This window comes from Aurantiacibacter aquimixticola (genome assembly GCF_003605475.1).
GTDB classification, from domain to species: Bacteria; Pseudomonadota; Alphaproteobacteria; order Sphingomonadales; family Sphingomonadaceae; genus Alteraurantiacibacter; species Alteraurantiacibacter aquimixticola_B.
The window spans coordinates 2,074,810-2,100,457 of record NZ_RAHX01000001.1; the positions used below are offsets into that span (position 1 = coordinate 2,074,810).

Consider the following 25,648-nt stretch of genomic DNA (forward strand, 5'->3'; position numbering starts at 1 on the left):
CAATTCGCGCGGCCTGTCCAACGCTTTCGCTCTACCAGGGAACGGTCGAGCCATCGTAAGCGAGGAAGATGTGGCGCGGCTCGCTTTCAGCTTCGAGGAGGTCGAGCATGCCGATGACGCTGGTCTTTACGTCGAGCATGGCGTTCGGGCCGCCCATATCTGTCTGCACCCAGCCGGGGTGAAGAGAGATAACGCCTACGCCGCGCGCTTTCGCGTGGTTTTCGAACAAAGAGCGTGACAGCATGTTCTGCGAGACCTTGGACAGGCGATAGAGGTTCACGCCGCCGGAACTGTCGTCGATCGATCCCATCTTGCTGCTCATCATGCCGATCGTCCCGCCGTCCTTGACCAGCGGCAGCAGCGCGAGCGCCGCCTGTGCCGGGCCGACAGCATTGGTTTCCAGGATGTCGGCGACGCTTTCGCGCGTCAGGTCGTCCAGCGCCTGGTCGTCGCCGCCATAGATACCGGCATTGACGATAAGCAGGTCGACCGAGCCTTCGTCGCATTTACCCGTGAGCCCGGCGACACTGTCCTTCTCGGTCACATCGCAGGTGGCGATTTCGATCTGCGGTTCATACTTCGCAGCGGCGTCGCGCAGCCCTTCGCTCTGGCTACGTTCGGTGGCGATCACCTTGTATCCGCGATCCGCCAGTTCGCGAGCCAGGCCGAGGCCGATCCCACGCGATGCGCCTATGACGATGGCAGTCTTCCCGCTCATGCTATGCTCCTGTTCGTGTCTGCCCGATCAGCGAGCAGGAGCGGCGGCGGTTCCACTTCAGCGGCGGCGGAAGCGAAAATACCAGACTTCGTGCCCGAAAGTGTGCCGCGCCTTGTGCTCGTAGCGCGTTTCCGGCCAGCCCAAGGGGCGGTTGCGGAAGTCGTCCGGCCCCTCGATCACCCATTCGAAATCACCGGTGAAGCGGCGCATCACCATCAGCGCGTGGCGGACATAGATCGGATGATCCGTGCCGAAGCGAAATTCGCCGCCGGGCTTCAGCTTGTCGGCGATCATCCGCACCGGGCCGTCATTCATCATCCGCCGCTTGGCGTGGCGGTTCTTCGGCCACGGGTCGGGATGGAGGAGATAGGCCATGGTCAGCGCGCCGTCGGGGATGCGGTTCAGCACCTGAAGCGCGTCGCCGTGATGGATACGCACGTTGGCGAGCGTCTGGCTCTTCACATGGCCGAGCGCCTGCGCCACCCCGTTTAGGAAAGGCTCCGCACCGATCAGGCCGTGGTTCGGCAGAAGGTCGGCGCGATAGGCCAGGTGTTCCCCGCCGCCGAAGCCGATCTCGAAATGCAGCGGGCAATCCTCACCGAACAACCGCTCCGCCGTCACCGGGCCGTCTTCGGGCACTGCAATGCGGGGCAGCAGGGTATCGACCAATTCCTGCTGAGCGGCGCGCAGCGGCTTGCCCTGGCTGCGGCCGTAAAGCCGGTTGATCGTGGTCGGATCGCCATCCTTATGCGCTGTCATGGCGCGCGATTAGAATAATGCGCCCCGGAAGCCAACCGGCTGCCGAGGCGCATCGTATCCCGCCCAGGAGAATTAGATTTCCGGGTCGCATGACGACCCGGCAAGGCCGACCGGCCGCCGCGCGTTTCACGCGTTAGGCAAACGGGCGGATGCCCGCGCGGGCGCTTGAGGCCAAAAATTAGGCGGCCTCTTGCTCGGCCTCGGGATCGCGTAGCACGTAGCCGCGGCCCCATACCGTCTCGATATAATTATCCCCGCCGCATGCGCCCGAAAGCTTCTTGCGCAGCTTGCAGATGAATACGTCGATGATTTTGAGCTCAGGCTCGTCCATGCCGCCATAAAGGTGGTTCAGGAACATTTCCTTGGTGAGCGTGGTGCCCTTGCGAAGCGAGAGCAGCTCCAGCATCGCATATTCCTTGCCGGTCAGGTGAACGCGGGCGCCGTCGACTTCGACGGTTTTCGCATCCAGGTTCACCGCCAGCTTGCCGGTGCGGATGACGCTCTGCGAGTGGCCTTTGGAGCGGCGCACCACGGCGTGGATGCGGGCGACCAGTTCGTCCCGGTGGAACGGCTTGGTCACGTAATCGTCCGCGCCGAAACCGAAACTGCGGATCTTGGAGTCCATCTCGGCAATGCCGGAAAGGATCAGCACCGGCGTCTGCACCTTGGCGACGCGCAGCTTCTTCAGCACATCGTAGCCGTGCATGTCCGGCAGGTTCAGGTCGAGCAGAATGATATCGTAATCATACAGCTTGCCAAGGTCCAAGCCTTCCTCGCCGAGGTCGGTGGAATAGACGTTGAAGCCTTCGGTGGTGAGCATGAGCTCGATCGCCTTGGCGGTTGTCGGCTCGTCTTCGATCAGCAGAACGCGCATTGATGGTCCCCTTTGAACCCCGATGGTAACCCTCCCGTAAGAGGTGTTGCCGTGAATTAACCACGAGCCTTCTCACCAAAAAAGGTTAACAATGTGTTTCGCACGTTAAGACTTTTTGGTGAGTCCTTTTGGTGACACCCTTTAGTCTTGCGCTCGCGCCTCCGCGCGAGCGTCGTCTGTGCAGGTCTCCACGCCTTGCCGAGAACGTGCCGGGCAATCTTAAGGATTGTGCGTCGATGCATTAATATCCTGATTTTGCAGTGCAGCAAAATATCGCGGGCTATCGGGCGCGTTTGCCGCTATGCCGGCATGCGTCGGCGTTGCCGCAGCTTCTGCCCACCAAATGCCGCGTCCGAGCTGAATGCGCATTTCTCTTTTCCCTCCCCCGTCGCGACCCGGCGTGGCGTCTTCCTATGTGAGTTTGCATGTCCTTTGAAAATCTGCCGCCGATCCTTGGCGAAGCCTTGTCCGATCGCGGCTATTCCGCCCTCACGCCGGTACAGGCCGCCGTCACTGCCGCCGACGCAAAAGGGCGCGACCTGATTGTTTCGGCGCAGACCGGGTCGGGCAAGACGGTGGCCTTCGGTCTGGCGCTTGCGGACGAATTTCTGGGAGAATTGCGCGGCACCCCGCTGGTCGATAAGCCCCTGGCGCTGGTCGTCGCGCCCACGCGCGAACTGGCGTTGCAGGTCAGCCGCGAACTTGGCTGGCTGTATGCCAAGGCGGGTTTGCGGATCGCGACCTGCGTCGGCGGAATGGATGCGAGCAAGGAACGGCGCGCGCTGCGCGGTGGCCCGGCCGTGATCGTCGGCACGCCCGGCCGCCTGCGCGATCACCTGGAGCGCGGTGCGCTCGACCTGTCGGGCCTCGTCGGCGTGGTTCTCGACGAAGCGGACGAAATGCTCGATATGGGTTTTCGCGACGATCTGGAGGAAATCCTCGACGCCGCGCCGGATGGGCGGCGTACCCTGCTGTTCTCCGCCACTTTGCCCAAGCCCATCGTGCGGCTGGCCGAACGCTACCAGACCAACGCGCTGCGCCTCTCGCTTGCGGGCGAGAACCGCGGGCATGGCGATATCGCCTACCAGGCGATCACCGTCGCCCCGTCCGAGATCGAGAACGCGGTGGTAAACCTGCTGCGTTTTCACGAGGCGGAGACCGCGATCTGTTTCTGCGCCACGCGCGACAGCGTGCGGCGGCTGCACGCGACCTTGCAAAATCGCGGCTTCGGCGTGGTGGCGCTGTCCGGCGAGCATTCCCAGTCTGAGCGCAACCAGGCGCTGCAGGCCCTGCGGGACAGGCGCGCCCGCGTGTGCGTCGCCACCGATGTGGCCGCGCGCGGGCTCGACCTGCCGACGCTCAGCCTGGTGATCCATGTCGAGATTCCGCGCGATGCCGAAACGCTGCAGCATCGTTCCGGCCGCACCGGGCGAGCGGGCAAGAAAGGCACCGCCGCGATCGTGGTGCCGTATAACCGCCGCAAGCGCGTCGAGAGCATGCTGCGCGGCGCGAAGATTTCCGCCGAGTGGATGGACGCGCCCTCTGCCGAGGCGATCCGCGAGCAGGACCATGTCCGCCTGATGGAAAAGCTTACCGAGCCTGCCGAATACGACGAGGCCGACCGCAAAGTGGCGAGCGAGCTGATGAACCGCATGTCGCCCGAAGACATCGCCGCCGCGCTCGTGCAGGCGCACCGGGCAAAAATGCCGCAGCCCGAGGAATTGCTCGCCAACACGCCCGAAGCGCGCGAGAAGAGCAAGGCCGAGCGGCATCGCCCCGGTTTCGAGGATACGGTGTGGTTCAAGATGGGCATTGGTCGCCGCCAGAATGCCGAACCGCGCTGGCTGCTGCCGCTCATCTGCCGCCGGGGCCACATCACTCGCAACGAAATCGGCGCGATCCGCATCGGCCAGCACGAAAGCTGGTTCCAGGTGCCGCGCGCCGTCGCCCCCAAATTCGTCGACGCGGTTGCCCGCACCGCCTCCCCCGATGACGAGCAGGATGCGATCGCCATCGAGGAATCCGCCGAAGGCCCGCGCGTCGAAGCCCGCCAGAACCGCAAGCACGGCGGCCCGAAGGTCGCCGCCAAACCCCATCGCAAGGGCCCGGGCGGCAAATCCGGCAAGCCCGACAGGTTCAAACGCAAGCCGGGCAAGTTCAAGGGCAAACCAGCGCGTCCCGCAAAGCGATAGGTGGTCTGCGGCGGGGTTTTGTTGATGAAACACATTCGCGTCTGCGCATTGCAATAAGCGAACGAAAGTGGAGTGGGTGGCACGCGCCTCGCGCCGGGGATGGTTGAAAGATGCGGTGCCATGCCGGGGAGTGAGGCATATCGCGGGGTGTGTAGGAAAGGGGTTTTCCCATTCACGTTATCCCGGGCTTGATCCGGGATCGCGCTTCACTTCCGCAATGAAGGAAACGCCACACCCGGTACAAGGCCAGGGTGGCGTCGTCAGTTCTGAGGCCCAGTGCGTCCAGTTCAAAACCGCCGCTCGAAATCCATGCTGGCATGCAGCACGCGCACGATCAGTACGGCATCGTCGCTCGGCAGGTAGAACACGACATGTGCCTGCTGGCGAATTCGGCGCAGTCCGGGAGCGAGCTCCTCCGCGCTGCGACCCAGATGCGGATTGTCCAGCAGCGAGCGGAAGCAAGCCTGAAAGTCATCGCGACATTTGCGCGCCTGCCGTTCGCCGAATTCGCGCGTCGTATATTCGGCTATCGAGACAATGTCGCGGTCGGCTGGACCGCTGACGCGCAATTCACGCATCGGCCTGGTGCGCGCGCGCTTCCCCTTCTGCCCAGATGTCATCGAGCGAGCGGTCGCTCAGCCCGCCCGCAAGACCTTCGGCAATGGCCGCGCGCAGATTGGCGAGCTTGTCCTGCGCTTCCTGATCCCGCCGGACGAGATCGCGGATATATTCACTGTCATTGGTGAACGCCCCGCGCCTGATCTGCGCTTTGATCCAGGCGTCCTGCGTGTCGCTTAGCGTGATGGTTTTTCGGATTGTCGCCATGGGCGTGCAAGTATCATACTATTGGTGCAATCGCAATCCGGCCTTCTTTGCCAGCGTCTTCGTCGGCGCTTTGGCGGTTCGCGGCTTTTCAGTGTCAGTCGCTGGCTTCTTCCTCGCGGAGAACACCTATGTAGTAGGCCGGAAAGAGATACGGTAGCCCGACAGTTATGACCATCAGCACTCTTTCCTGAACGGATAAGGGGTCTTCGCTGCCGAATGGGAAGAAGTGCGCCTGCGCGAAAATAAAGAGCCATAACAATGCGAGCTGCATCGCCATTTTCTTGCCGTCATATCTGTCCAACATCTAGCCCCTCACATCCCCGCCAGCTTCTTCGCCCGCCGCCTCTGTACGCTCGAGCCGATTCCGATAGCTTCGCGGTATTTGGCCACCGTCCGCCGGGCGAGATCGAACCCCTCGTCCTTCAGCAGCGCCACCAGCGCATCATCCGATAGCACCTTCTTCGGGTCTTCGGCGTCGGTCAGCGCCTTGATCCTCGCCTTTACCGCCTCTGCGCTCGCGCCCTCGCCGTCGGCGGACGCGACGCCGCTGGAGAAAAAGTATTTCAGCTCGAACGTGCCCCGTTCGCAGTGGAGGAACTTGTTGCTGGTGACGCGGCTGACGGTGCTTTCGTGCATCTCGATGGCGTCCGCCACCTTGGCGAGCGTCAGCGGTTTCAGCTCGCTCACGCCGCGGCGGAAGAAGCCGTCCTGCTGCTTCACGATTTCGGCGGCGGTTTTCAGGATGGTCTTCTGCCGCTGGTCCAGCGCCTTGATCAGCCAGTTGGCGTCGGCCAGCTTTTCGCTCAGCCAGCCTTTCGCATCCTTGCCGGTGCTGCCTTCGCGCAGTTCCAGGTAATATTCGCGGTTGATGACGAGGCGGGGCAGTGTTTCGCGGTTGAGCTTGATGTCCCAGCCATCCCTCTTGGCCGAGATCAGCACGTCCGGCACCACGGCTGCGCTGGTGCTACCGCCGAAGCGCAGGCCGGGCTTGGGATCGTAGCTGCGCAGCTCGGACAGCATCTCGGCGAGGTCTTCCTCGTCCACATCGCAGATGCGGCGGATATGCGCGAAGGCCCCCTTGGCGACGAGTTCGAGATTGTCGATCATCACCTCCATGCACGGATCGTAGCGGTCCGCCTCCTTCGCCTGCAGCGCGAGGCATTCCGAAAGCGAGCGTGCGCCCACACCGGTGGGATCGAGCGATTGCACGCATTCCAGCGCGCCCTCGACCTCGGCCAGCGGGACGTTCAGCGCACCGGCAATGTCGCGCAAGGGCGTGGCGAGGTATCCGGCCTCGTCCAGCAGGCCGATAATGTGGCGGGCGATGAAAGCGGTCTGCGTGTCGCGGGCGCATGCGCCGACCTGGGCGTTCAGATGGTCGGCGAGGGAGAGATCGGCGTCCTCGCGGTTTTCGAAGTCGAACCCTTCGCCGCTGCCACCGCCCGACATCGCCTGCGACCAGTCACCAGTGTCCCGGTCCCGGTCGATTGCGCTTTCATCGATATCGAGCGCGCGTTCGCCTTCGGCAGAGGTGGCGTCGCGCGGTTCGGCCTCGGCGGGCGCTTCGCGGTCTTCGGCGCGCATCTCGCCCGCCTCGAGCAGCGGATTGTTCTCCAGCGCATCGCCGATGAAGGTCTCGATCTCGAGATTGGACGCCGCCAGCAGCTTGATCGCCTGCTGCAATTGCGGCGTCATCACCAGCGATTGCGATTGCCTGAGGTCTAAGCGTGGCCCCAGTGCCATGAGCTATCCCCCGCGTTCCATCACAGGGTGAAGTCATCGCCCAGATACAGGCGGCGCACATTTTCGTCGGCGACCAGCTCCTGCGGGCTGCCCGCGAACAGCACCTGACCGCCATAGATGATGCAGGCCCGGTCCACGATATCGAGCGTTTCGCGGACATTATGATCGGTGATGAGCACTCCGATCCCGCGGCCCTTCAGGTCCTTCACCAGATCGCGAATGTCACTGATGGAAAGCGGATCGATCCCGGCAAATGGCTCGTCCAGCAGCATGATGGAAGGCTTGGCGGCCAGCGCGCGGGCGATTTCGCAGCGGCGGCGCTCGCCGCCCGAAAGCGCCATGGCCGGGCTGGTGCGAAGGCGGGTGAGGCCGAATTCGTCGAGCAGGCGTTCAAGCTCGCTGGCGCGGACCTGCTTGTCTGGCTCCACCATTTCCAGCACGCAGGAAATATTCTGTTCCACCGTCATGCCGCGAAAGATGCTGGTTTCCTGCGGCAGATAGCCGAGGCCGAGAATGGCGCGGCGATACATGGGCAGGCGCGTCACATCGACACCGTCCATCAGGATGCGGCCGCTATCGGGCTTCACCAGTCCCATGATAGAATAGAAGCAGGTCGTCTTGCCCGCGCCATTGGGGCCGAGCAGGCCGAGCACTTCGCCCTTGGCCACGCTTAGCGAGATATCGGACAGCACGCTGCGCTTGTCGTAGCTCTTGGCGATGGAGACGACTTCGAGCCCGCCTTCGGGCGGCAGTTCCGGCGCGGCGGAGGCCGGGGCCTGCGCAATGCTTTCGGCAAGGGCTTCCTCGTCCAGGAATTCCCCGCCCAATGCTTCGTTATCCTGCGCGCTCATATTCCCGGCTCTAGCACGCCGCGCGCGGCTTTGAAGGGTGTTTGGCAAGAAACCTGCATGGTCGGCCCGCCCTGTGCCTTTTCCGACCTTTCCCGTTCATCGGCTTGAAAGAATCGCGAGGCTCTGAAATACCGATGTTCGGGATTGGAGAGGAATGGCGATGACAGACGCTACTTCGCACCATCCGCATGCGCAAAAGCGCAGCGGTGCGCACGACACCACCGGCCTGGACTGGCGCAAGAAGGTGAGCGACCACGTCGCCTTCGCGCTGCTCGTCTATACCGGCCTGCACATCTTCTGGACGATGACCCAGCTGAAATCGGGCAATGGCTCCGTCATGCCCTATTTCGCGCTGATCGTACTGGTGGCGGCGATCATTCCCGCCTGCCGCTGGATCGAAAAGCGCTGGGAAGGGCTGACCGCTGCGGATATCGGTGCTCCATCGCTGGCTCCGCTGTTCCGCCGCGAAATGGCGCTGCTGTGGCTCGCCGCCGTCGGCCTGCCCATCGCCCTGACCCTGGCGTTCAAGACGCTGGCGTCCGTTTTCTGAAAGCTCTTTCCATGACAATTCCGGCGCGCTGGCTCGCCCTTCTTCTGCTGGGCGTGGCGAGCGTGCCTGCCGCCGCGACCATTCCCGGGCTCGACGCGCCTGCCGAAGAGCAGGCGGCGGACAATTCGCCCGAGCCCGGCTCCATCGATGTCGAGCAGACGAGCGGGCAGGACGAGCGCATCGCCGTCCGCCTCGACGAGATTTTCGCCGCCGTCCCCAGCCTGGCCGAGGTGCGCGCGCGCGTGTCCGAAGGGGTGGTTACGCTGGAAGGTGTCGCGCCCGATCAGGCCGCCGTCGACCGCGCGGAGGCCATCGCCGCCGGTGTGGACGGCGTGGTGACTGTAGAGAACGGGATCGAGCGCGACGTTTCCATCGATGTTGGCGAGAGCATTGGCGGACTCGAGAGCCGGGTGAAGGATCTGCTGCGCGTGCTGCCGCTGGCAGGCTTCGCATTGCTGGTGGCGCTCCTGATCGGTGCGTTCGGCTATCTGCTCGCATCCTTCACCGGTTTCTGGCGTCGCGTCGCGCCCAACGGTTTCCTGGCCGAGCTGATGATTGGCGCGATCAAGGGCGTGTTCGTCATCATCGGCATCGTCATCGCCCTCGACATGATCGGGGCGGGCGCGCTGATGGGCGCGGTGCTGGGCGGCGCGGGCGTCATCGGCTTGGCGCTGGGTTTTGCCATGCGCGACACGGTGGAGAACTACGTCGCCTCGCTGATGCTGAGCCTGCGCCAGCCTTTCCGCGCCAACGATCATGTCATCATCGACACGCATGAAGGCCGCGTCATCCGCCTCACCAGTCGCGCCACGGTGCTGATGACGCTGGACGGCAACCACCTGCGTATTCCGAACTCGATGGTGTTTAAGGCGGTGATCCTGAACTTCACCCGCAACCCGCAGCGCCGCTTTGAGTTCGTGCTCGGCGTGGATGCGGATGACGATGCGGAGGCCGCGCGCAAGCTGGGCAAGAAAACGCTGGCGCAGATGCCCTTCGTGCTGGACGATCCCGCCCCCGAAGTCCGCATCACCGAGGTTGGCGACTCCAACGTGGTGCTGCAATTTCTCGGCTGGATCGATCAGGGCGAGACCAACTGGTTCAAGGCCAAGACCCACGCGATCGCGCTGGCGAAAGAGGCGCTGGAGGATGCAGGCTTCGCCTTGCCCGAGCCGATCTATCGCCTCCGCTTCGACCAGCGCACCGCATCCCTGCCGTTCGAGAATGTGGGCGAGGTTAAGGGCGAGCGGGACGGCGCCCCAACCCCGACACCCGCGCCGTCACCGAAGAAGCCGAAGCGCACCGCCGTCGAAGCCGATGTCTCCACCGACGACGAAATCGCCCGCATGGTCGAGAAAGAACGCGCGAGCGACGGGGAGCAGGAAAAGGACCTGCTCGATAGCGGTAGGCCGGTGGAGTGAGGGCTGTTGTTTGCTTTCCGATCCGACCTCCGTCGGATCGTCCTCGCTAGACGCGCAGCAAGCTGCGCCCGCTGCGGGCGGGCGGGCAGTTGGCCTTTGGCCATCTCCGCCTTCGGCTCCGATTCCGCCCTTGCCTCGCTTTGCTCTGATCTCCGCAGAGCCTCTGCAAGCTAGCGCTGGGATCGGGGCGCGATCAGCGAACGACAGAGCGCGAACGCGCGACGGTAGGCGCCCCGCACCCCGGACTTGATCCGGGGGAAGGGAGCAGCGCCGAGGACGAAGCCGCGGAGGCGGCTTCGCATAACTAAGATTTCGCCCGCTCGATACTCTCCAGCACGATGCGCTTCGCCTCTGCCGCATCGCCCCAGTTCCCGATCCGCACCCACTTCTCGGCTTCCAGATCCTTGTAGTGGGTGAAGAAGTGCTCGATCTGCTGGAAGATGATGCTCGGCAGGTCCTTCGTCTCACCGACATCGGAATAATACGGGAAGGTCGTGTCCACCGGCACGCAGATCAGCTTCTCGTCCCCGCCATGCTCGTCTTCCAGGTTGAGCACGCCGATGGGCCGCGCGCGCACCACGCAGCCGGCGATGAAGGGGGAACGGGCGATCACCAGCGCGTCCAGCGGGTCGCCATCGGGTGAAAGCGTGTGCGGGATGAAGCCGTAATTGCAGGGATAGCGCATCGGCGTGTGCAGGATGCGATCGACGAACAGCGCGCCCGACTGCTTGTCGAACTCGTACTTCACCGGCTCGCCGCCCGTTGGGACTTCGATGATGACGTTCAGGCTCTCCGGCGGATTGTCGCCCGTCGGGATATGTTCGATACGCATGGGGTATTTCGTTCCCTTTTTGGAATCTGAAAGGCACCCCCTCCCAAAACTGCGGCGCGCCTAGCGTAGTCGCGCGGGCATTGCCAGTGCCGAGCGCGAACCTTACAGGCACCGCCATGGCAAAGGGCAACACACCGCAGGCGATCCGCGGCACGCAGGACATTTTCGGACCCGAGGCGGAGGCCTTCGCCTTCGTGGTCGAGACGTTCGAGCGGGTGCGAAAGCTCTACCGCTTCCGCCGCGTCGAAATGCCGGTGTTCGAGCGGACCGAAGTGTTCAGCCGTGCGATCGGCGAGACGACCGATGTTGTCTCAAAAGAGATGTATTCCTTCGAGGATCGGGGTGGGGACTCGCTCACTCTGCGACCCGAATTCACCGCCGGGATCGCCCGCGCCTACCTCTCCAATGGCTGGCAGCAGCACGCGCCTTTGAAGGTGGCGACGCATGGCCCGCTGTTTCGCTACGAGCGCCCGCAAAAGGGCCGCTATCGCCAGTTCCACCAGATCGACGCCGAGATCATCGGTGCGGCGGAGCCGCAGGCCGATGTCGAGCTGCTGGCAATGGCCGACCAGGTGATCCGCGAGCTGGGCATCGAGGGCGTGACGCTGCACCTCAACACGCTCGGCGATGGCGACAGCCGCGAGGCGTGGCGCGCGGCGCTGGTCGAGTATTTCGGGGCTGTTCGCGGGGAGTTGTCGGAGGACTCGCAGGAGCGGCTGGAGAAAAACCCGCTACGCATTCTGGACTCGAAAGACCTGCGTGATCGCAAATTCGTCGCCGATGCGCCGAAGATCGATGCTTTCCTGTCGGACGAGGCGAAGGCGTTTTTCGACGCGGTGACGAGCGGGCTGGATGCGGCAGGCGTGAAATGGGTGCGGGCGGAGAGCCTTGTGCGTGGGCTGGATTATTATCGGCACACGGCGTTCGAGTTCATCCCGGACGAAGGCTCGGCGGCGGCGGACGCGCTCGGTTCGCAGAGCACGATCCTTGGCGGGGGGCGCTACGATGGGCTGATGGAGTCGCTGGGTGGTGCGCCGACGCCTGCGGTTGGCTGGGCTGCGGGGATTGAGCGTCTGGCGATGTTGATGGGAGGCAAGAGCCTGATCGACCAGCCGGACTGCGTAGCGGTAGCCGACGACGATGAGGTCATACCAGCAATGTTGACTGCGGTGCAGGCTCTCAGGATGAGCGGTGTAAGCGTTCAGATCATTGCGACTGGATCGACAAAGAAACGCCGCGACAAAGCTGTGAAGATGGACCCGAAGGCCATCGCTACTTTTAGGACGCCATCAAATGGCTTAGCGCGCGGACCTGCGTGGGGCGTCAGTGGCGGCGATGTAGAATTGCATGACCGCATTGATGCAGTATTGAGCCGGATCACCTTCGGTTCTGCTTGATGACCATCCCCGCCGAACGTCTCCACCAGATCGCCAATCGCTTCGCCGAGCTCGAGGCGCGGATGGCGTCTGGGCAGTTGGAGGGCGAGGCCTTTGTCCAGGCGTCCCGCGACTATGCCGAGCTGGAGCCGGTGGCGAAGTCGGCGGCCGACGTGCAGGCCATGCGCGAGGAGATCGCAGGGCTGGAGGAGATGCTTGCCGATCCCGAAATGAAGGCGATGGCGGAGGAGGAGCTGGCGCAGCTTCGCAAGCGCCTGCCCGAGGCCGAGCGCGCGCTTGCGCTTGCCATGCTGCCGCGCGATGCGGCGGACCAGCGGCCCGCCATGCTCGAAATCCGCGCGGGCACCGGCGGGGACGAGGCGGCGCTGTTCGCCGGCGATCTTTACCGCATGTATGAAAAGTTCGCTGCCGAGCAGGGCTGGAAAGTCGAGCCCGTCAGCATGAATGCGGCAGAGGTCGGCGGCTTCAAAGAAATCGTCGCCAACGTCACCGGGCAAGGCGTGTTCGCCAAGATGAAGTTCGAAAGCGGCGTTCACCGCGTGCAGCGTGTGCCTGTCACCGAAAGCGGTGGGCGCATCCACACCAGCGCGGCCACGGTGGCGGTGCTGCCCGAGCCTACCGAAGTCGACGTCTCCATCGACGACAACGACCTTCGCATCGACATCTATCGCTCCAGCGGCGCAGGCGGCCAGCATGTGAACACAACGGACAGCGCCGTGCGGATCACTCACGTGCCGACGGGCATCGTCGTCGCGATGCAGGACGAGCGCAGCCAGCACAAGAACCGCGACAAGGCGATGAAAGTGCTACGCGCGCGGCTCTACGAACAGCGGCGCGAGGAGGCCCATGGCGCGGAAGCGGAGGCGCGCAAGGCGATGGTCGGCAGCGGCGACCGCTCCGAACGCATCCGCACCTACAATTTCCCGCAAGGCCGCGTGACCGATCACCGCATCGGGCTGACGCTGCACAAGCTCGACGAAGTGCTTGCCGGCCCGGGGCTGGGTGAACTTACTTCCGCGCTGATCGCCGAGGACGAAGCCAAGCGGTTGGCGGCGATGGAATCGTGACGGTTGCCGAGGCGCTGCGCGCGGCGGCGGCGCGCCTGGCCACCACTTCCGACACTGCGCGGCTCGATGCGGAATTGCTGATGGCGCATGCGCTCGGCGTATCGCGGTCCGACATGCTGCTGCGGCATCCCGCTGACTCCGTGCCCGAGGCATTTGCCCCGCTGATCATGCGTCGCGCCGCGCATGAACCGATCGCGCACATCATCGGCCATCAGGAGTTTTACGGTCGCGAATTTATCGTGACGCCGGATGTCCTCATCCCCCGCGCCGACAGCGAAAGCGTGGTCGAGGCGGCGCTGGCAGCAGCCCCGCGAGCGCAGCGCGTGCTCGATCTCGGCACGGGGTCGGGCGCGCTGATGCTCACCCTGCTTGCCGAAATGCCGATGACCACAGGCGTCGGCGTCGAACGCTCGGGCAAGGCGCGCGTCGTGGCGCAGAACAACGCCGCCTCGCTCGGCCTGGCGGGCCGGGCGGAAATCCGCGCCGGAGACTGGACGGCGCGGGGCTGGGCGGATGATCTCGGCACCTTCGACCTCGTCATCGCCAATCCGCCCTATGTCGAGACAGGAGCCGATCTCGCGCCCGATGTGCGCGATTTCGAGCCTGCCGAGGCGCTGTTCGCCGGGGCGGAGGGGCTGGACGATTACCGCATTATCGCACCGCAATTGCCCGGTCTGTTGACAGATCAGGGGATAGCCGTGCTCGAAATCGGCGCATCGCAAGGCGATGCCGTCACGAAAATCGCTGAAGATCAGGGCTTTGCGACCCAAATCGTTAAGGATCTTGCTGGACGCGACCGCGCGGTCGTGTTGCGACATTAAGGCTTGGCAAAGGCGAATCGAGTAGCTACCTCTGAATGCAGGCCCCGGTTGCGGAGGAACGCCCGGGTCCACCACTCCTACATTTGCCTGGCAGGAGGCGGCTCGCCGCCCCCGCAATACGCAGATGCTGGAAGAGAAGCATTCGCATGAAGCGGTGCTTTCGATGAGGGGTCATGGATCGCGAAGCGCCATCAACGGCGTGCGATCGAAGCAAGGAAGCGAAGTTCCTTTGAACAGCAATCGAAACAACAATCGTCGCCGTGGTGGTGGTCGCAACAACAATCGTGGCGGCGGCAATCCGATGCAGAACAACCGGATCGACAGCCGGGCCCGTGGCAATGCGCCGCAGATGCTCGACAAGTACAAGAAGCTGGCGCACGAAGCCCAGCTGAACGACGACCGGGTGCAGACCGAATACTACCTGCAATTCGCCGATCACTATTTCCGCGTTCTCGCCGATGCGAAGGCGCAGAAGGAAGAGGCGCAGGCCAAGCGCGCCGCCGAACGCGGCGATCAGTCGGACGACAGTTCCGGTGACGATGAAGACGACAATCGCGGGCAGGACGGGCGCGGTCAGGATGGGCGCGGCCGCCAGCCGCGCCGGAATACGCGCCAGCGCCGGGATGAACCGCAGATCGCCGAAGGGGCCGAGGGCGAGAGCGGCGACCAGCAGGACGAGGACAATCCCTTCACCCGCGATGCGCCCAAGCCGAAAGCTGCGCGCAAGCCGCGCAAGAAGAGCGGCCCGTCCGACGCGGTGGAAAACGACGGCAGCCTCGATCCCGACATGCTTCCGCCTGCCATCGCGCGCGCCAATGATGGCGATGACGATGGCGAAAAGAAGCCGGCGAAGCCCCGCGCCCGTCGCCGCCCGAAGGATGACGGTGAAGAGGCGCTCGAAGCCGTCGGCTGAGCAACGGACACGGGATTGCAGGGCATGGCGCGCGGCGGAGCATCCACGATGTCTGACACGCGCGATCTGCCGATAATCGATACCACGCCGGGCAAGCCATGGCTCTGGGCGCTCGCGCTCGGCCTGCTTTCCGCCACCGGCTTCGAACCGCTCGGGCTGTGGCCCGTGGCGCTGCTCGCCGCCGGTCTGTTCGTCGTGCTTGCCGCGAGAGCGCCGAGCTGGAAACGCGCCGCCTGGCTCGGCTGGCTATTCGGCTGGGCGCATTTCACGCTCGCCAATTACTGGATTGCGACGGCTTTCACCTATCAGGCGGAAATGCCTGCCGTGCTCGGCTGGATCGCCGTGCCGCTGCTCGCCATCTATCTCGCGGTCTACCCGGCGCTCGCGTCGTTGGGGGCGCGCTTGGTTGTTCGGAAGGGAGCCGACTGGGCCTTCGCACTGGTTTTCGCAGGAGCCTTCGTCGTTACCGAATGGATGCGCGGCTGGGTCTTCACCGGCTACGCATGGAATCCCTTCGCAATGACGCTGCTCGGCCCTTTCGACCGGCCGGGCCTCGCCGCGCTTTCGCCCTTGCTCGGCACTTACGCGCTGTCGGGTCTCGCCATCCTCCTCGGCAGCGCAATCGCTTTGCTGGCGATGGAGCGGCGCTGGCGCGTAGGCGTGCTTGTCGCCGTGCTGATCGCCGCGGGGATGTACTGGCCCGGCACCGCACCGCGCGAGGGCGAGATCGCGGTCACGCTGGTGCAGCCCGACATCTTCCAGGAAACACTCAACGACCCTCGCGAATTCGCGAACAACTACCAGAAGCTCGCGCGCCTGTCCCCGCGCGTGCCGGCGAATGGCGATGGGCCGCGCCTTGTCCTGTGGCCCGAAAGCGGCATGGTCTTCTATCTGCGCGATGGCTATCCGCAGCGCTATTACGACCGCACGACGGCGATGGGCAGCCCCGATTTCGCGCGCCGCCTGCTCGGCGCGACGGTCGGCGAGGACAGCGTCCTGCTGACCGGCGCGGTGGACCTCGAAGTGGGCGCTGACGAAACCGGCCTGGTCCGCGCTCTTGGCGCACGAAATTCGGTGACGGCGCTTGCCGCCGATGGAGAAATCCTCGGTGGATACTCCAAGGCCGAGCTCGTGCCCTATGGCGAGTATCTGCCGATGCGCGGCTTGCTCGAACCCCTCGGTCTTTCGCGGCTGGTGGCCGGAAGCATCGATTTCTGGCCCGGCCCTGGTCCGCAGACGCTCGATCTCGGCGCGCAAGGCAAGGTGAGCGTGCAGATCTGTTACGAGATCATTTTTGCCGGCCAGGTCACCGACCGCGGCGCGCGGCCTGACTATATCTTCAATCCCTCCAATGAGGACTGGTTCGACGCTTCGGCCAAGCCGCAATTCCTCGCCCAGTCGCGTATGCGCGCTATCGAGGAAGGCCTGCCGGTCCTGCGCGCTACCACCACCGGGATCAGCGCGGTGATCGATGCGCGCGGCGTAGTTCGAGAATATCTCGCCGATCACGTTCCGGGCCGCATCGATACCCGCATTCCGCCCGCCGCTTCGCCTACCCTGTTCGCGCAGCTGGGCAATATCCTGTCCCTGATCTGGGCGGCGCTGTTCGCCATCGCCGGTGTCGTTGCCATGCGCCGCGCCGAGCGTTAGGGCCGCCCTTCGTTTTCAAAGAGTTTCACGAGAAGGCAATCTCTAACATGCGCCAATTCTACCTGTTCACGTCAGAAAGCGTTTCCGAGGGGCACCCGGACAAGGTTTCCGATCAGATTTCCGATGCCGTGGTCGACATGATGCTGCGCAAGGATCCAGAAGCGCGCGTCGCCTGCGAAACGCTCACCGCCACGCAGCGCGTGGTTCTGGCGGGCGAGATCCGCTGCAAGGGCGTGTACGAGGACGGCAAATGGGCCGACGGTGCGCTTGCGGAGATCGAGCGCACCGCGCGCGAAGTGGTGAAGGACATCGGCTACGCGCAGGACGGCTTTCATTGGGAAACGCTGATTTTCGAGAACCACCTGCACGGCCAGAGCCCGCATATCGCGCAGGGCGTCGATGCCAGCGGCAACAAGGACGAAGGCGCGGGCGATCAGGGCATCATGTTCGGCTTTGCCTGCGACGAGACGCCCGACCTGATGCCGGCGACGCTGGATTACAGCCACAAGATCCTCGAACGCATGGCCGCCGACCGCAAGAGCGGCGCGGCGCCTTTCCTCGAGCCCGACAGCAAGAGCCAGGTCACGCTGCGCTACGAGAACGGCAAGCCGGTCGCCTGCACGGCGGTGGTCGTCTCGACCCAGCATGCCGAGGGCTATGACGAGGGTGAGAAGGAAGCCGAACTGCACGCCTATGTGAAAGGCGTGGTGGGCGACATTCTTCCGGCTGGCTTCATCTCGGACGAGACCGTCTGGCACATCAACCCGACCGGCAGCTTCGTGATCGGCGGGCCGGATGGCGATGCCGGGCTGACGGGCCGCAAGATCATCGTCGACACCTATGGCGGCGCATCGCCGCATGGTGGCGGCGCTTTCAGCGGCAAGGATCCGACCAAGGTGGATCGCAGCGCGGCCTATATCACGCGATATCTTGCCAAGAACATCGTCGCGGCTGGTCTCGCCACACGCTGCACGATCCAGCTTGCCTACGCCATCGGCGTATCGAAGCCGCTGTCGCTCTATGTCGATACGCACGGCACGGGCGGCGGCGACGATGCGAGGCTGGAGGATGCGATCCGCTCGATCGAGAAGCTGGGCGGACTTACTCCGCGCGGCATTCGCACGCATCTGGGCCTCAACAAGCCGATCTATCGCAAGAGCGCGGCATACGGCCATTTTGGCCGAAAGGCGGAAGGCGACCACTTCCCGTGGGAGCGGACGGACCTCGTCGATGACTTGAAGGCGGCACTCGGCTGACTGGGCGGGGCGCTCTCACGCGATGAGCGCGCCTGGCACCTCGCTGTCTCCATCGTCGCGCATTCCCGCGCTCGATGCGCTGCGCGGCTTGGCCGTGATCGGGATCGTCCCGATGAACGTCATCGCCTTTTCCATGCCGCCGGCCGCTTACATTAACCCGCGCGCCTATGGCGGGGACGGGCCGGTAGAGGTGGCGCTGTGGGCGGTGAGCTTCGTGCTTATCGAGGACAAGTTCCGCGCGCTCTTCGCGATGATGTTCGGCGCGGGCGTGGCGATCCTGCTCGGCAAGGAGACCGCGCATTCCCTGCGCGGCCACTATCGCCGGATGATGGTGCTGCTGGTGATCGCCATGCTGCATGCGATCCTGCTGGCGAATAACGACGTGCTTCGCAGTTATGCGCTTGCGGGGCTCCTCTTGCCGATCGTCGTGCGATGGCGGGTGCGCACGCTGCTCTGGAGCGCGGCAGCGGTCATGGCCGTGCAACTGGCTTTCAGCGCGTGGTATACCTGGGGCTGGCTGACTTCGCTCGACAACCCGGCGGCGCAGGCAGTGGCGGAGAGCCTGTATGGCAACAGCCCGCAGGCTCTCGCCGATGCGACGGCCCGGGCCGAGGAGGGGCTGGGCGAGCGCGTGGTGCGCCGCTTCGCCGGTATCGCGCAGCAGGCGCGGTTCGTGATCGCTTCCCTGCCGAGCGCGCTCGCCGCGATGCTTGCAGGCATTGCACTCTGGCGCTCCGGCCTGCTGGCCGCGCAGTGGGAGCGAGGCCGTGCGCTGCGCCTCGCCGCCATCTGTGCGGTCGTGGCGCTGCCGGTGCTGGCTGGCCTCGCCGCGTGGTCGATCGCCAGTGGCTTCGATCCCATCGTGACCACCGCCAATGCGCTGGTGTGGAGCGCGCCCTTCGACCTGCTGCTCGGCGTTGGCTGGGCGGCGCTCGCCATAGCGCTTCTGGCAGGCAGACCGGCGGGCAGGCTGGCGGCGGCGGGGCGGATGGCGCTCACCAACTACCTTGCCACCAGTCTGGTCTTCGCCGCGCTGTTCTTCGGCTGGGGCTTAGGCCTGTACGGCGTCTCGCGGGTGGAGGCACTGCTCCTCGCTCTCATCCCCATCGCGGCGATGCTGACCTGGTCCCCGCTCTGGCTCGCCCGCTTCCGGCAGGGTCCGGCGGAGTGGCTCTGGCGCAGCGCATCGCAAGGGCGCATCCTGTCCCTCATACGCCGACCCTGACGCCTGCCCGAATCTTGGCGAGATCGCTCCCCATGTGCCGCGCGGCAAGGCCGTAATGCACCGCCGCCCAGACATAGACCGCGCCCGCCGCCGCCATCGCCAGCGCGAGGCCCTGCGCAGCGCCGTAAGTGGGTGCCAGCGTATCGCTCAGCGCGCCAAGCAGCGAGGGGCCGAGCCCGCCCGCGACGGTGTAGACGCCGGACAGAAGCGCCGAAGCGGTCGCCCGCATGCGTGGATGCATGAGGTTCTGCACGCTCGCATAGGTGATGCCGAGATAGCCGAGCGTCAGGAAGGTCGCGACGCTGACCAACGCCAGGAGGAGCCACAGTTCGGTCTGCAACAGGCCGATGGCGTAGAGGGGGCCGCCCGCCAGTAGCATCGCGCCGGGGATCAGCGCGTAGGCGGCGGGGCGTCGCTCGCCAAGCCTGTCTCCCAACCAGCCAGCTCCGAGGATGGAAAGCGCGGCGGGCAGGCTCGCCAGCAGCCCCGCATAGAGGCCCGCTTCGCCGAGAGAGATGCCGAAGCGGCGTATCAGCAGCGAAGCTATGAAGAAGTTCATGGCGTAGCTGAGGCCCGAGGCGAGGAAGCTGCCGATCACGAGGTTGCGCGCGCTCGGCATGCGGAAGAGGCGCGAGAGGACGGCGGAGAACGGGGGCACGTCCTCGCCTGCGCCGGGGTCGAACTGGCCGCGCGGCGGCTCTTTCACACAGAACCAGGCGACGAAGCCGAGCAGGAAGCCCGGTATCGCGGCGATGAGGAAGGTCGCCTGCCAGCCCAGCTCCTGTGCGATCCAGCCACCACCGACGAAGCCGATGAAGGCGCCCAGCGGTGGGGAGAGGAGCAGGATGGAGATGGCGAAGCCGCGCCGGTTTGCGGGGAAGTAGTCGGAGATGACCGACTGGTTGGAGGGCAGTCCGATCGCCTCGCCCAGCCCCACGCCCATGCGCGCGGCGAGCAGCTGCCCCCAGCTCGCCGCCGCGCCGCACAGCGCCGTCGCCAGCGACCACAGCACCACGCCGGCCGAGATGAGCGTCAATCGCCGCACCCGCTCGGCAAAGCGCGCGGTGACGAGGCCGCCCACCACGTTGAGGAGCGCGAAGGCCCAAGCCATCAACGAGACCTGCAGGTCGGTCAGCCCGAACTCGGCCTTCACCGGTTCGACCAGCACATTGACCACGATCCGGTCGATGAAGCCGACCGTCGCGATGCTCGCCAGCACGGCGAGCGCGAACCACGGTGACCGGCTGCGTGACCTCATCGAACCTCCCTTGCCGCCAGCTTGCACGAGAGGGGGGGTGTGACAAGTGTGACAGTGTTCAGGAGCAAAACCGGCCGTCTGTGACCTCTGGCGCGGCAAAGTGTGACCTTGCGACCCGATCCCGTGACCTTTGGCCGTAAATGCGTGACCTTTCCCGGCCCGATCCGTGACGTCACGGGTGTCACCTAGCGAAGCGAAAGTGTCACCCGGGGATGCCGGAGCGATGGAGAACGGTAAGCCGATCATGCGCGCGGACGAAGCACATCGCCGCGCCTGTAGGACAGCGAAACGGCGGCCTCCCGAAGGACGCCGCCGCTTGCTGGTTAGAGCGGATGTCAGGCTTGCGTCGCCAGCTTGTTCTCCCGCACCCAGTGTCCGACCTTTCGGCCGTAAAGCGCGATGGCGCGCATGTTGAAGAAGTGCCAGCAGCCCAGCACCAGCACGGCAAGGCCGACCTTGGTCGCAACGAAGCGGATGGCCTCGGTCAGCGTGGTCGGTTCGGTGCCGAGGCTGATGGTCAGCAGGATGAAGCCGATATTGACGAGGTAGAAGCCCACCACCAGCAGGTGGTTGGTGCTGCGCGCCAGCACCTCGTCATGGCCGAAACAGTCGATCAGGAACACCTCGCCACTGCGGCTGAGCGTGCGCGCCACCCATGCGGTGATGGCGATGGCGATGATGAGATAGGCGAAATAGCTGGCTTCGGTCATTGGTCTTCTCCTTCTTTCCTTCGGTTCAGTGCAGGAGCTCGTGAATTTCGTTTGGGGTTCGCGGGGGCCGACGATCGCGATACTCGCGGTAAGGGCAGATGCGCTCGACCCTATTGTCGCAGCGCCACGTGCCCCATGAACTTCCAGCGGACAGCCCAGCCACTCCGCCGAAGAAGGCGAAAAAAATGCTAAAGCCCGGCGGCAGCGCGATGAGCTGGCAGAATACCGGTGGGATTATCAGGCCGCCGACCAGCCCGATACATTCGTAAACGCCTCTGCTCTCGACCTTGCAGGCGGTGAGCAGGACCGTCGCTGGAAGCATGATCGTGAACATGAGAATGACGGTGCCGATAAATGCGATGAAAAGCGGCACGAAGCTGATGACGAACATAGCGCCATCGCCAACGAGCAATCCGATCAGGCCAAGCGGTATGAGCAAAATCGCAACCGGACCGCCTGCCCAAAGTCCGCCTGCGCGGATAGCCGCGTCGATCTGCTCCGCAGCTTCCTCGTCTCGCCAAAACTGTCCTTTCGGTAATAACAGAAATCGCTTGTCATGAGTGCGGCCGGTCATCGTATCGTCCTTTCTGCGGGAGCCTAGTGCTTGGTCGCCTTGCCGCCCGGCACGAAGCGGGCGACTTTACCGCCGAGCTTCATCAGCGCGACCAGCGTGCCTTTGGGCAGGCGGCGCACGTCATCGTACCAGCCGCCCAGCGTGCCGAGGAATTCGTGCATCCGCCCGATCCGCTCTCGCACATGGGCGGGAACGTCCTTGCGGCCTTCCAGCCGCTCGGTGAGTTCGCGCAGAGTGGCGATGGTGGGGTCGATCTCGCGCTTCTTGCGCTCGACCGCGATCTTCATCAGCATGTCCCACAGATCGGTTTCGGCGACGAAGTGATCGCGCCGGTCGCCGATCACATGGGTGCGCTTGACGATGCCATAACTCTGCAATTCCTTGAGCGCGGTGGAGATATTGGAGCGGGCAAGGCCCAGCGTGTCGCAGATCTCCTCCGCATGCAGCGGCCTGTCACTCAGATAGAGCAGCGCATGCACCTGGCTGACCGAGCGGTTCACCCCCCAATGGCTCCCCATCTCCCCCCAGTGGAGGATAAAGGCTTCGGCCTCGGGGATATCGATGATTTTCACGCGATGCCTTTCATTTCTGTAAAAACTGAAATAGAGGAAATCAGCGAGTCGGTCAAGCGCGTTTGCGCGGCGCGGCTCGAACCAAGGATTGGCCCGCGAAGAGGGGACACGACATGGCGACGGACATGCAGATCGAGGCCGGCTGGCGCATCGCTCGCGCGTGCCTGGTGGCAGCGGGGTGGGCGATTGCCTGCTTCTTCTTCGTCGAATGGGCGCGGCCCGATAGCGGCGTCGTTTCGGTGAGCTTCGCGATCATCCAGCCCGCCGCGATCAATGCCTTTCTCGCCTGTGTGGCCGACCCGATGCGGCGTCGTCCCTTGCGCTTCTACCTGCTGATTCCGGTGGTGAGCGCCATCGGCATGGTGCTCGTCTCGATTTTCGTCTTGCAGGAAGGCGCGGTGTGCATCGCCATGCTCTCGCCGTTGTGGATCGGTTTCGGCATGATCGGCGCATGGCTTGCCTACACGCTTCGCCCGCGCGCCGAGCGGGAGGCGGACCTCCGCGATACCTTCGCCGTCCACGGCCTGCTCGTGCTGCCGATGCTCGCGCTGATCTTGGAAGGCCTGGTGCCCGTGCCGATAGACACGCGCACGGTGACGCGCGAAGTGGTGATCGCTGCGCCTGCAGAGGACATCTGGCCGCTGATGCAGGGCATGGGCGACGTGCCCGACAATGCAGGCCACTGGACGGTTTCTCACAGCATTATCGGCCTGCCGCGCCCTGCTCTGGCAAAGCTCGATGGCAAGGGCATCGGCGCGCGTCGCCACGCCCGCTGGCAGCACGGCGTCCGCTTCGACGAAGTGGTTGACGGCTGGCAGGAGGGCCGCGCCATTCATTGGCAATTCGATTTCGCCCAGAGCGCCGGGTGGGAAATCACCGATCCGCATCTGCGGCCCGACGGCCCGTATATGCGCATCCTTTCGGGCGGCTACGATCTGGAGCCGCTCGGCGATGGCCGCCATCTCTTGTCGCTGCACACCACTTACGAGGCGCAGACTCATTTCAATGGCTACGCCTCGCTATGGGGTGAGCTGTTCCTCGGCGACATTCACGACAATGTGCTGGCCGTGATCCGCCAGCGCGCCGAGGGCGCAATCTAGGCGCGAAGGTTTTCCAGACGAAATGCGCGGTTCGCTGCACCTAAAGCGCGACCTCGTACTTCGCGCTCGTCTTTTCCGCCACCTCGTCCGCCGTCACGCCCGGCGCCAGTTCGATCAGGCGGAAGGGGCTGTCATGGTCCGCCCGGTGGAACACGGCGAGATTGGTGACGATCATGTCGACCACATTCGTGCCCGTCAGCGGCAGCGTGCATTCGGGGATGAACTTCGGATCGCCGTGCTTGGAGGTGTGATCCATCACCACGATGATCTTCTTGACGCCCGCGACCAGATCCATCGCGCCGCCCATGCCCTTCACCATCTTGCCGGGGATCATCCAGTTGGCGATGTCGCCATTCTCGGCCACTTCCATCGCGCCCAGCACGGTAAGGTCGATATGCCCGCCGCGGATCATGGAGAAGCTGGTGGCGCTGTCGAAATAGGCGCTGTGCGGCAGTTCGCTGATGGTCTGCTTGCCCGCATTGATCAGGTCCGCGTCGACCTCGTCCGGATAAGGGAAGGGGCCGATGCCGAGCATCCCGTTCTCGCTCTGCAGCGTCACCTGCATGCCCTCGGGAATGTGGTTGGCGACGAGCGTCGGAATGCCGATGCCAAGATTGACGTAATAGCCGTCCTCCAGCTCCTTGGCGGCGCGGGCGGCCATTTCGTCTCGCGACCAACCGGCGGGTTTATCGGACATGGGCTGTTCCTTCAGTCGATGGGATTGGGGATGAGAAACCACCCCTCGCCGATCATCGCTTCAAGCGCGGCGGCGGCATCGGGATAGCGGAGATGAAGATAGACGTCGTCGAAATCGGCGCGCGTGTCGCCGGCGATGGCAATGGGGCAATGCGTTTCGAGCAGGGCACGCCGGCGGACCTGCTTCTCCTCGCCCGGGAAACGTTGGACAAATAGAGGATCGCGGCCGGTGGGGTCGAGCCCGCTTTCGCGAAGTATCGTGCGGATGCGCCCGGCATCGCCCGGTTCGCGGTCGGTCATCCAGGCGACGGCGATTTCGCTCTGGCGCAGCGCACCGAGTGCGGTGACGAGCTGCCCGTCGACCTGCGTACCAGGCTCGAGCGGCATGAGCCGGCCTTCGGGATCAAGATCGACCAGCACGACCGGCGTCGGTGCTTCGCATTGCGCCCGGTCGGGCTGCAGATCCGTCGGCTTGGCGAGCATGGCGGACGCGGGCAGGATTGGCGTTTCCACACCGCGATCGGACACGGCAGCGAGCGTATGATCGCGCAGCGCGGCATAGGCGCTTCCGGCCAGCAGAGGCGTGGCGGGCGCGGGCAGCTCGCTCATGTCGAGCACGACGAAATCGCCAAGCGCTTCCAGATCGACATCCTCCGCCTCGAACGGATTGCCTTCCGCTATCGCTTCGCGCGTGCGCTCTCCCGACAGGCCCGAATAGGCCATCGCCCCCGTGCTCGCGACGATCGGCACCGCGGCGAGCGCGATGCAGCCCTGCAGCAGCAGGGTCGCGAGAATGAGGGGGAGGGCGCGGGCGATAGTCATGCCGGAGAAGAAGCTAGGCCGCTTCCCGCTCGCGCGTCGTGGTGAATTCGATCTTCTTGTCGTAGGGCGCGCCAACAACCATGCGGTTCACGAACACGCCGGGCAGGTGGATGCTGTCGGGATCGAGCTCGCCCGCTTTCACCACTTCTTCCACCTCGACCACGCAGATCTTGCCGCAGGTCGCGGCGGGCTGATTGAAATTTCGCGCGGTCTTGCGGAAGACGAGATTGCCGGTCTCGTCCGCTTTCCATGCCTTGACGATGGAAAGGTCGGCAAAGATGCCGCGTTCGAGGATGTAGTCCTCGACCACGCCGTCGCGATTGGGAAACTGCTTCACTTCCTTGCCTTCGGCCACTTGCGTGCCGACGCCCGTCTTGGTGTAGAAGCCGGGAATGCCCGCGCCGCCTGCGCGCATCCGCTCCGCCAGCGTGCCCTGCGGGCAGAACTCCACTTCCAGCTCGCCCGAAAGAAACTGCCGCTCGAATTCCTTGTTCTCGCCGACATAGCTGGAGATCATCTTGGAGACCTGCTTGGTGCGCAGCAGCTTGCCGATGCCTTCATTGTCGATCCCGGCATTGTTGCTGGCGAAGGTCAGGTTCTTCACGCCGCTATCCTGGATCGCGACCAGCAGCCGTTCGGGAATGCCGCACAGGCCGAAGCCGCCCGCCGCAATCAGCATGTCGTCGCGCAGCAGCCCGTCGAGAGCGGCGGCGGCATCGGGATAGAGTTTCTGCATCGGGCAAGTCCTTCCGGGCGCGAGAAGTTTCGGGTGCCGGATAGATGCAAGCGGCGGCGATGTCACCCCGGCAGCACTATGTTGCGGTG

Annotated in this window: 27 protein-coding genes; 11 read left to right on the forward strand and 16 right to left on the reverse strand. The window is 64.6% G+C overall.

The features are described 5' to 3' along the window. Nucleotides 1-31 precede the first annotated feature (31 nt). The 3 genes from D6201_RS10485 to ctrA form a co-directional block, all read right to left on the reverse strand. A complete protein-coding gene (locus D6201_RS10485) occupies nt 32-718 on the reverse strand; it encodes an SDR family NAD(P)-dependent oxidoreductase (protein WP_120048732.1) in 687 nt (228 codons plus the stop codon). Between the two features lie 57 nt (nt 719-775). Next, on the reverse strand, nt 776-1,477 hold the full coding sequence (trmB, locus tag D6201_RS10490; protein WP_120048733.1) for a tRNA (guanine(46)-N(7))-methyltransferase TrmB: 702 nt from the start codon (nt 1,475-1,477) through the stop codon (nt 776-778). A 178-nt stretch (nt 1,478-1,655) separates the two neighbouring features. After that, nucleotides 1,656-2,351 (reverse strand): response regulator transcription factor CtrA, encoded by a 696-nt coding sequence (gene ctrA / locus D6201_RS10495; RefSeq protein ID WP_120048734.1) that lies wholly within the window; start codon nt 2,349-2,351, stop codon nt 1,656-1,658. Nucleotides 2,352-2,776: 425 nt separating this feature from the next. Between ctrA and D6201_RS10500 the strand changes: the two genes are divergently transcribed. Continuing rightward, entirely contained in the window at nt 2,777-4,543 is a 1,767-nt protein-coding gene (locus D6201_RS10500) for a DEAD/DEAH box helicase (RefSeq protein ID WP_120048735.1), read from the forward strand. 287 nt (nt 4,544-4,830) lie between these two features. On the opposite strand, the gene D6201_RS10505 is transcribed toward D6201_RS10500, so the two are convergent. The 5 genes from D6201_RS10505 to lptB all read right to left on the reverse strand — a co-directional run bounded on the left by D6201_RS10505 (nt 4,831) and on the right by lptB (nt 7,962). Next, nucleotides 4,831-5,163, reverse strand: coding sequence for a type II toxin-antitoxin system RelE/ParE family toxin (locus D6201_RS10505; protein WP_120048736.1), 333 nt, complete (start codon nt 5,161-5,163; stop codon nt 4,831-4,833). Next, complete coding sequence (locus D6201_RS10510) at nt 5,114-5,368, reverse strand: type II toxin-antitoxin system ParD family antitoxin (protein ID WP_120048737.1); 255 nt, start codon at nt 5,366-5,368, stop codon at nt 5,114-5,116. The genes D6201_RS10505 and D6201_RS10510 overlap by 50 nt, the downstream gene beginning before the upstream one ends. Before the next feature lie 94 nt (nt 5,369-5,462). Continuing rightward, nucleotides 5,463-5,669: a hypothetical protein gene (locus D6201_RS10515; protein WP_133303995.1), complete on the reverse strand. Its 207-nt coding sequence runs from the start codon at nt 5,667-5,669 to the stop codon at nt 5,463-5,465. A gap of 11 nt (nt 5,670-5,680) precedes the next feature. Beyond that, a complete protein-coding gene (rpoN, locus tag D6201_RS10520; RefSeq protein WP_120048739.1) occupies nt 5,681-7,111 on the reverse strand; it encodes an RNA polymerase factor sigma-54 in 1,431 nt (476 codons plus the stop codon). Between the two features lie 20 nt (nt 7,112-7,131). Next, nucleotides 7,132-7,962 carry an LPS export ABC transporter ATP-binding protein gene (gene lptB / locus D6201_RS10525; protein WP_120048740.1) on the reverse strand — a complete coding sequence of 277 codons (831 nt, stop codon included), beginning with the start codon at nt 7,960-7,962 and terminating at the stop codon, nt 7,132-7,134. A 160-nt stretch (nt 7,963-8,122) separates the two neighbouring features. On the opposite strand from lptB, the gene D6201_RS10530 reads away from it, so the two are divergent. Next, on the forward strand, nt 8,123-8,512 hold the full coding sequence (locus D6201_RS10530) for a hypothetical protein (RefSeq protein WP_242447518.1): 390 nt from the start codon (nt 8,123-8,125) through the stop codon (nt 8,510-8,512). 11 nt (nt 8,513-8,523) lie between these two features. Continuing rightward, nucleotides 8,524-9,930, forward strand: a complete 1,407-nt coding sequence (locus tag D6201_RS10535) for a mechanosensitive ion channel family protein (RefSeq protein ID WP_193725700.1) — start codon at nt 8,524-8,526, stop codon at nt 9,928-9,930. Nucleotides 9,931-10,234: 304 nt separating this feature from the next. Here the strand turns inward: D6201_RS10535 and ppa are convergent, their stop codons facing one another. Next, entirely contained in the window at nt 10,235-10,762 is a 528-nt protein-coding gene (gene ppa, locus D6201_RS10540; RefSeq protein ID WP_120048741.1) for an inorganic diphosphatase, read from the reverse strand. 116 nt (nt 10,763-10,878) lie between these two features. On the opposite strand from ppa, the gene hisS reads away from it, so the two are divergent. The 7 genes from hisS to D6201_RS10575 all read left to right on the forward strand — a co-directional run bounded on the left by hisS (nt 10,879) and on the right by D6201_RS10575 (nt 19,091). Continuing rightward, a complete protein-coding gene (hisS, locus tag D6201_RS10545; RefSeq protein ID WP_120048742.1) occupies nt 10,879-12,159 on the forward strand; it encodes a histidine--tRNA ligase in 1,281 nt (426 codons plus the stop codon). Next, nucleotides 12,159-13,226: a peptide chain release factor 1 gene (gene prfA, locus D6201_RS10550; protein ID WP_120048743.1), complete on the forward strand. Its 1,068-nt coding sequence runs from the start codon at nt 12,159-12,161 to the stop codon at nt 13,224-13,226. Before hisS ends, prfA begins: the two co-directional genes overlap by 1 nt. Then, complete coding sequence (gene prmC, locus D6201_RS10555; protein WP_120048744.1) at nt 13,223-14,047, forward strand: peptide chain release factor N(5)-glutamine methyltransferase; 825 nt, start codon at nt 13,223-13,225, stop codon at nt 14,045-14,047. The genes prfA and prmC overlap by 4 nt, the downstream gene beginning before the upstream one ends. Nucleotides 14,048-14,276: 229 nt before the next feature. Next, nucleotides 14,277-14,960 carry a DUF4167 domain-containing protein gene (locus tag D6201_RS10560; protein WP_242447519.1) on the forward strand — a complete coding sequence of 228 codons (684 nt, stop codon included), beginning with the start codon at nt 14,277-14,279 and terminating at the stop codon, nt 14,958-14,960. A 48-nt stretch (nt 14,961-15,008) separates the two neighbouring features. After that, nucleotides 15,009-16,610 (forward strand): apolipoprotein N-acyltransferase, encoded by a 1,602-nt coding sequence (gene lnt / locus D6201_RS10565; protein ID WP_120049362.1) that lies wholly within the window; start codon nt 15,009-15,011, stop codon nt 16,608-16,610. Nucleotides 16,611-16,657: 47 nt separating this feature from the next. Beyond that, complete coding sequence (gene metK / locus D6201_RS10570) at nt 16,658-17,866, forward strand: methionine adenosyltransferase (RefSeq protein WP_120048745.1); 1,209 nt, start codon at nt 16,658-16,660, stop codon at nt 17,864-17,866. 22 nt (nt 17,867-17,888) lie between these two features. Further along, nucleotides 17,889-19,091, forward strand: a complete 1,203-nt coding sequence (locus D6201_RS10575; protein ID WP_242447520.1) for a DUF418 domain-containing protein — start codon at nt 17,889-17,891, stop codon at nt 19,089-19,091. Here D6201_RS10575 and D6201_RS10580 read toward each other — a convergent pair. From D6201_RS10580 to D6201_RS10595, 4 genes are all read right to left on the reverse strand, one after another. Next, entirely contained in the window at nt 19,075-20,349 is a 1,275-nt protein-coding gene (locus D6201_RS10580) for a spinster family MFS transporter (protein WP_165853542.1), read from the reverse strand. The two genes, D6201_RS10575 and D6201_RS10580, sit on opposite strands and share 17 nt — an antisense overlap. Before the next feature lie 335 nt (nt 20,350-20,684). Continuing rightward, nucleotides 20,685-21,059 carry a hypothetical protein gene (locus D6201_RS10585; protein ID WP_120048747.1) on the reverse strand — a complete coding sequence of 125 codons (375 nt, stop codon included), beginning with the start codon at nt 21,057-21,059 and terminating at the stop codon, nt 20,685-20,687. Between the two features lie 25 nt (nt 21,060-21,084). After that, complete coding sequence (locus D6201_RS10590; RefSeq protein WP_120048748.1) at nt 21,085-21,633, reverse strand: hypothetical protein; 549 nt, start codon at nt 21,631-21,633, stop codon at nt 21,085-21,087. A 23-nt stretch (nt 21,634-21,656) separates the two neighbouring features. Next, the gene (locus D6201_RS10595) at nt 21,657-22,205 is read right to left on the reverse strand and encodes a GbsR/MarR family transcriptional regulator (protein ID WP_120048749.1); all 549 of its coding nucleotides are present in this window, start codon (nt 22,203-22,205) and stop codon (nt 21,657-21,659) included. Nucleotides 22,206-22,318: 113 nt separating this feature from the next. Here D6201_RS10595 and D6201_RS10600 point away from each other — a divergent pair, with 113 nt between their 5' ends. Further along, nucleotides 22,319-23,305, forward strand: coding sequence for an SRPBCC family protein (locus D6201_RS10600; protein WP_120048750.1), 987 nt, complete (start codon nt 22,319-22,321; stop codon nt 23,303-23,305). A gap of 40 nt (nt 23,306-23,345) precedes the next feature. Here D6201_RS10600 and D6201_RS10605 read toward each other — a convergent pair whose 3' ends face one another. From D6201_RS10605 to D6201_RS10615, 3 genes are read right to left on the reverse strand one after another with little or no spacing between them, the layout of a single operon-like run. Next, the gene (locus D6201_RS10605; protein WP_120048751.1) at nt 23,346-24,002 is read right to left on the reverse strand and encodes a CoA transferase subunit B; all 657 of its coding nucleotides are present in this window, start codon (nt 24,000-24,002) and stop codon (nt 23,346-23,348) included. Nucleotides 24,003-24,013: 11 nt separating this feature from the next. Next, on the reverse strand, nt 24,014-24,823 hold the full coding sequence (locus D6201_RS10610; protein WP_120048752.1) for a hypothetical protein: 810 nt from the start codon (nt 24,821-24,823) through the stop codon (nt 24,014-24,016). Between the two features lie 13 nt (nt 24,824-24,836). Next, nucleotides 24,837-25,559, reverse strand: a complete 723-nt coding sequence (locus D6201_RS10615) for a CoA transferase subunit A (RefSeq protein ID WP_120048753.1) — start codon at nt 25,557-25,559, stop codon at nt 24,837-24,839. Between the last annotated feature and the right edge of the window lie 89 nt (nt 25,560-25,648).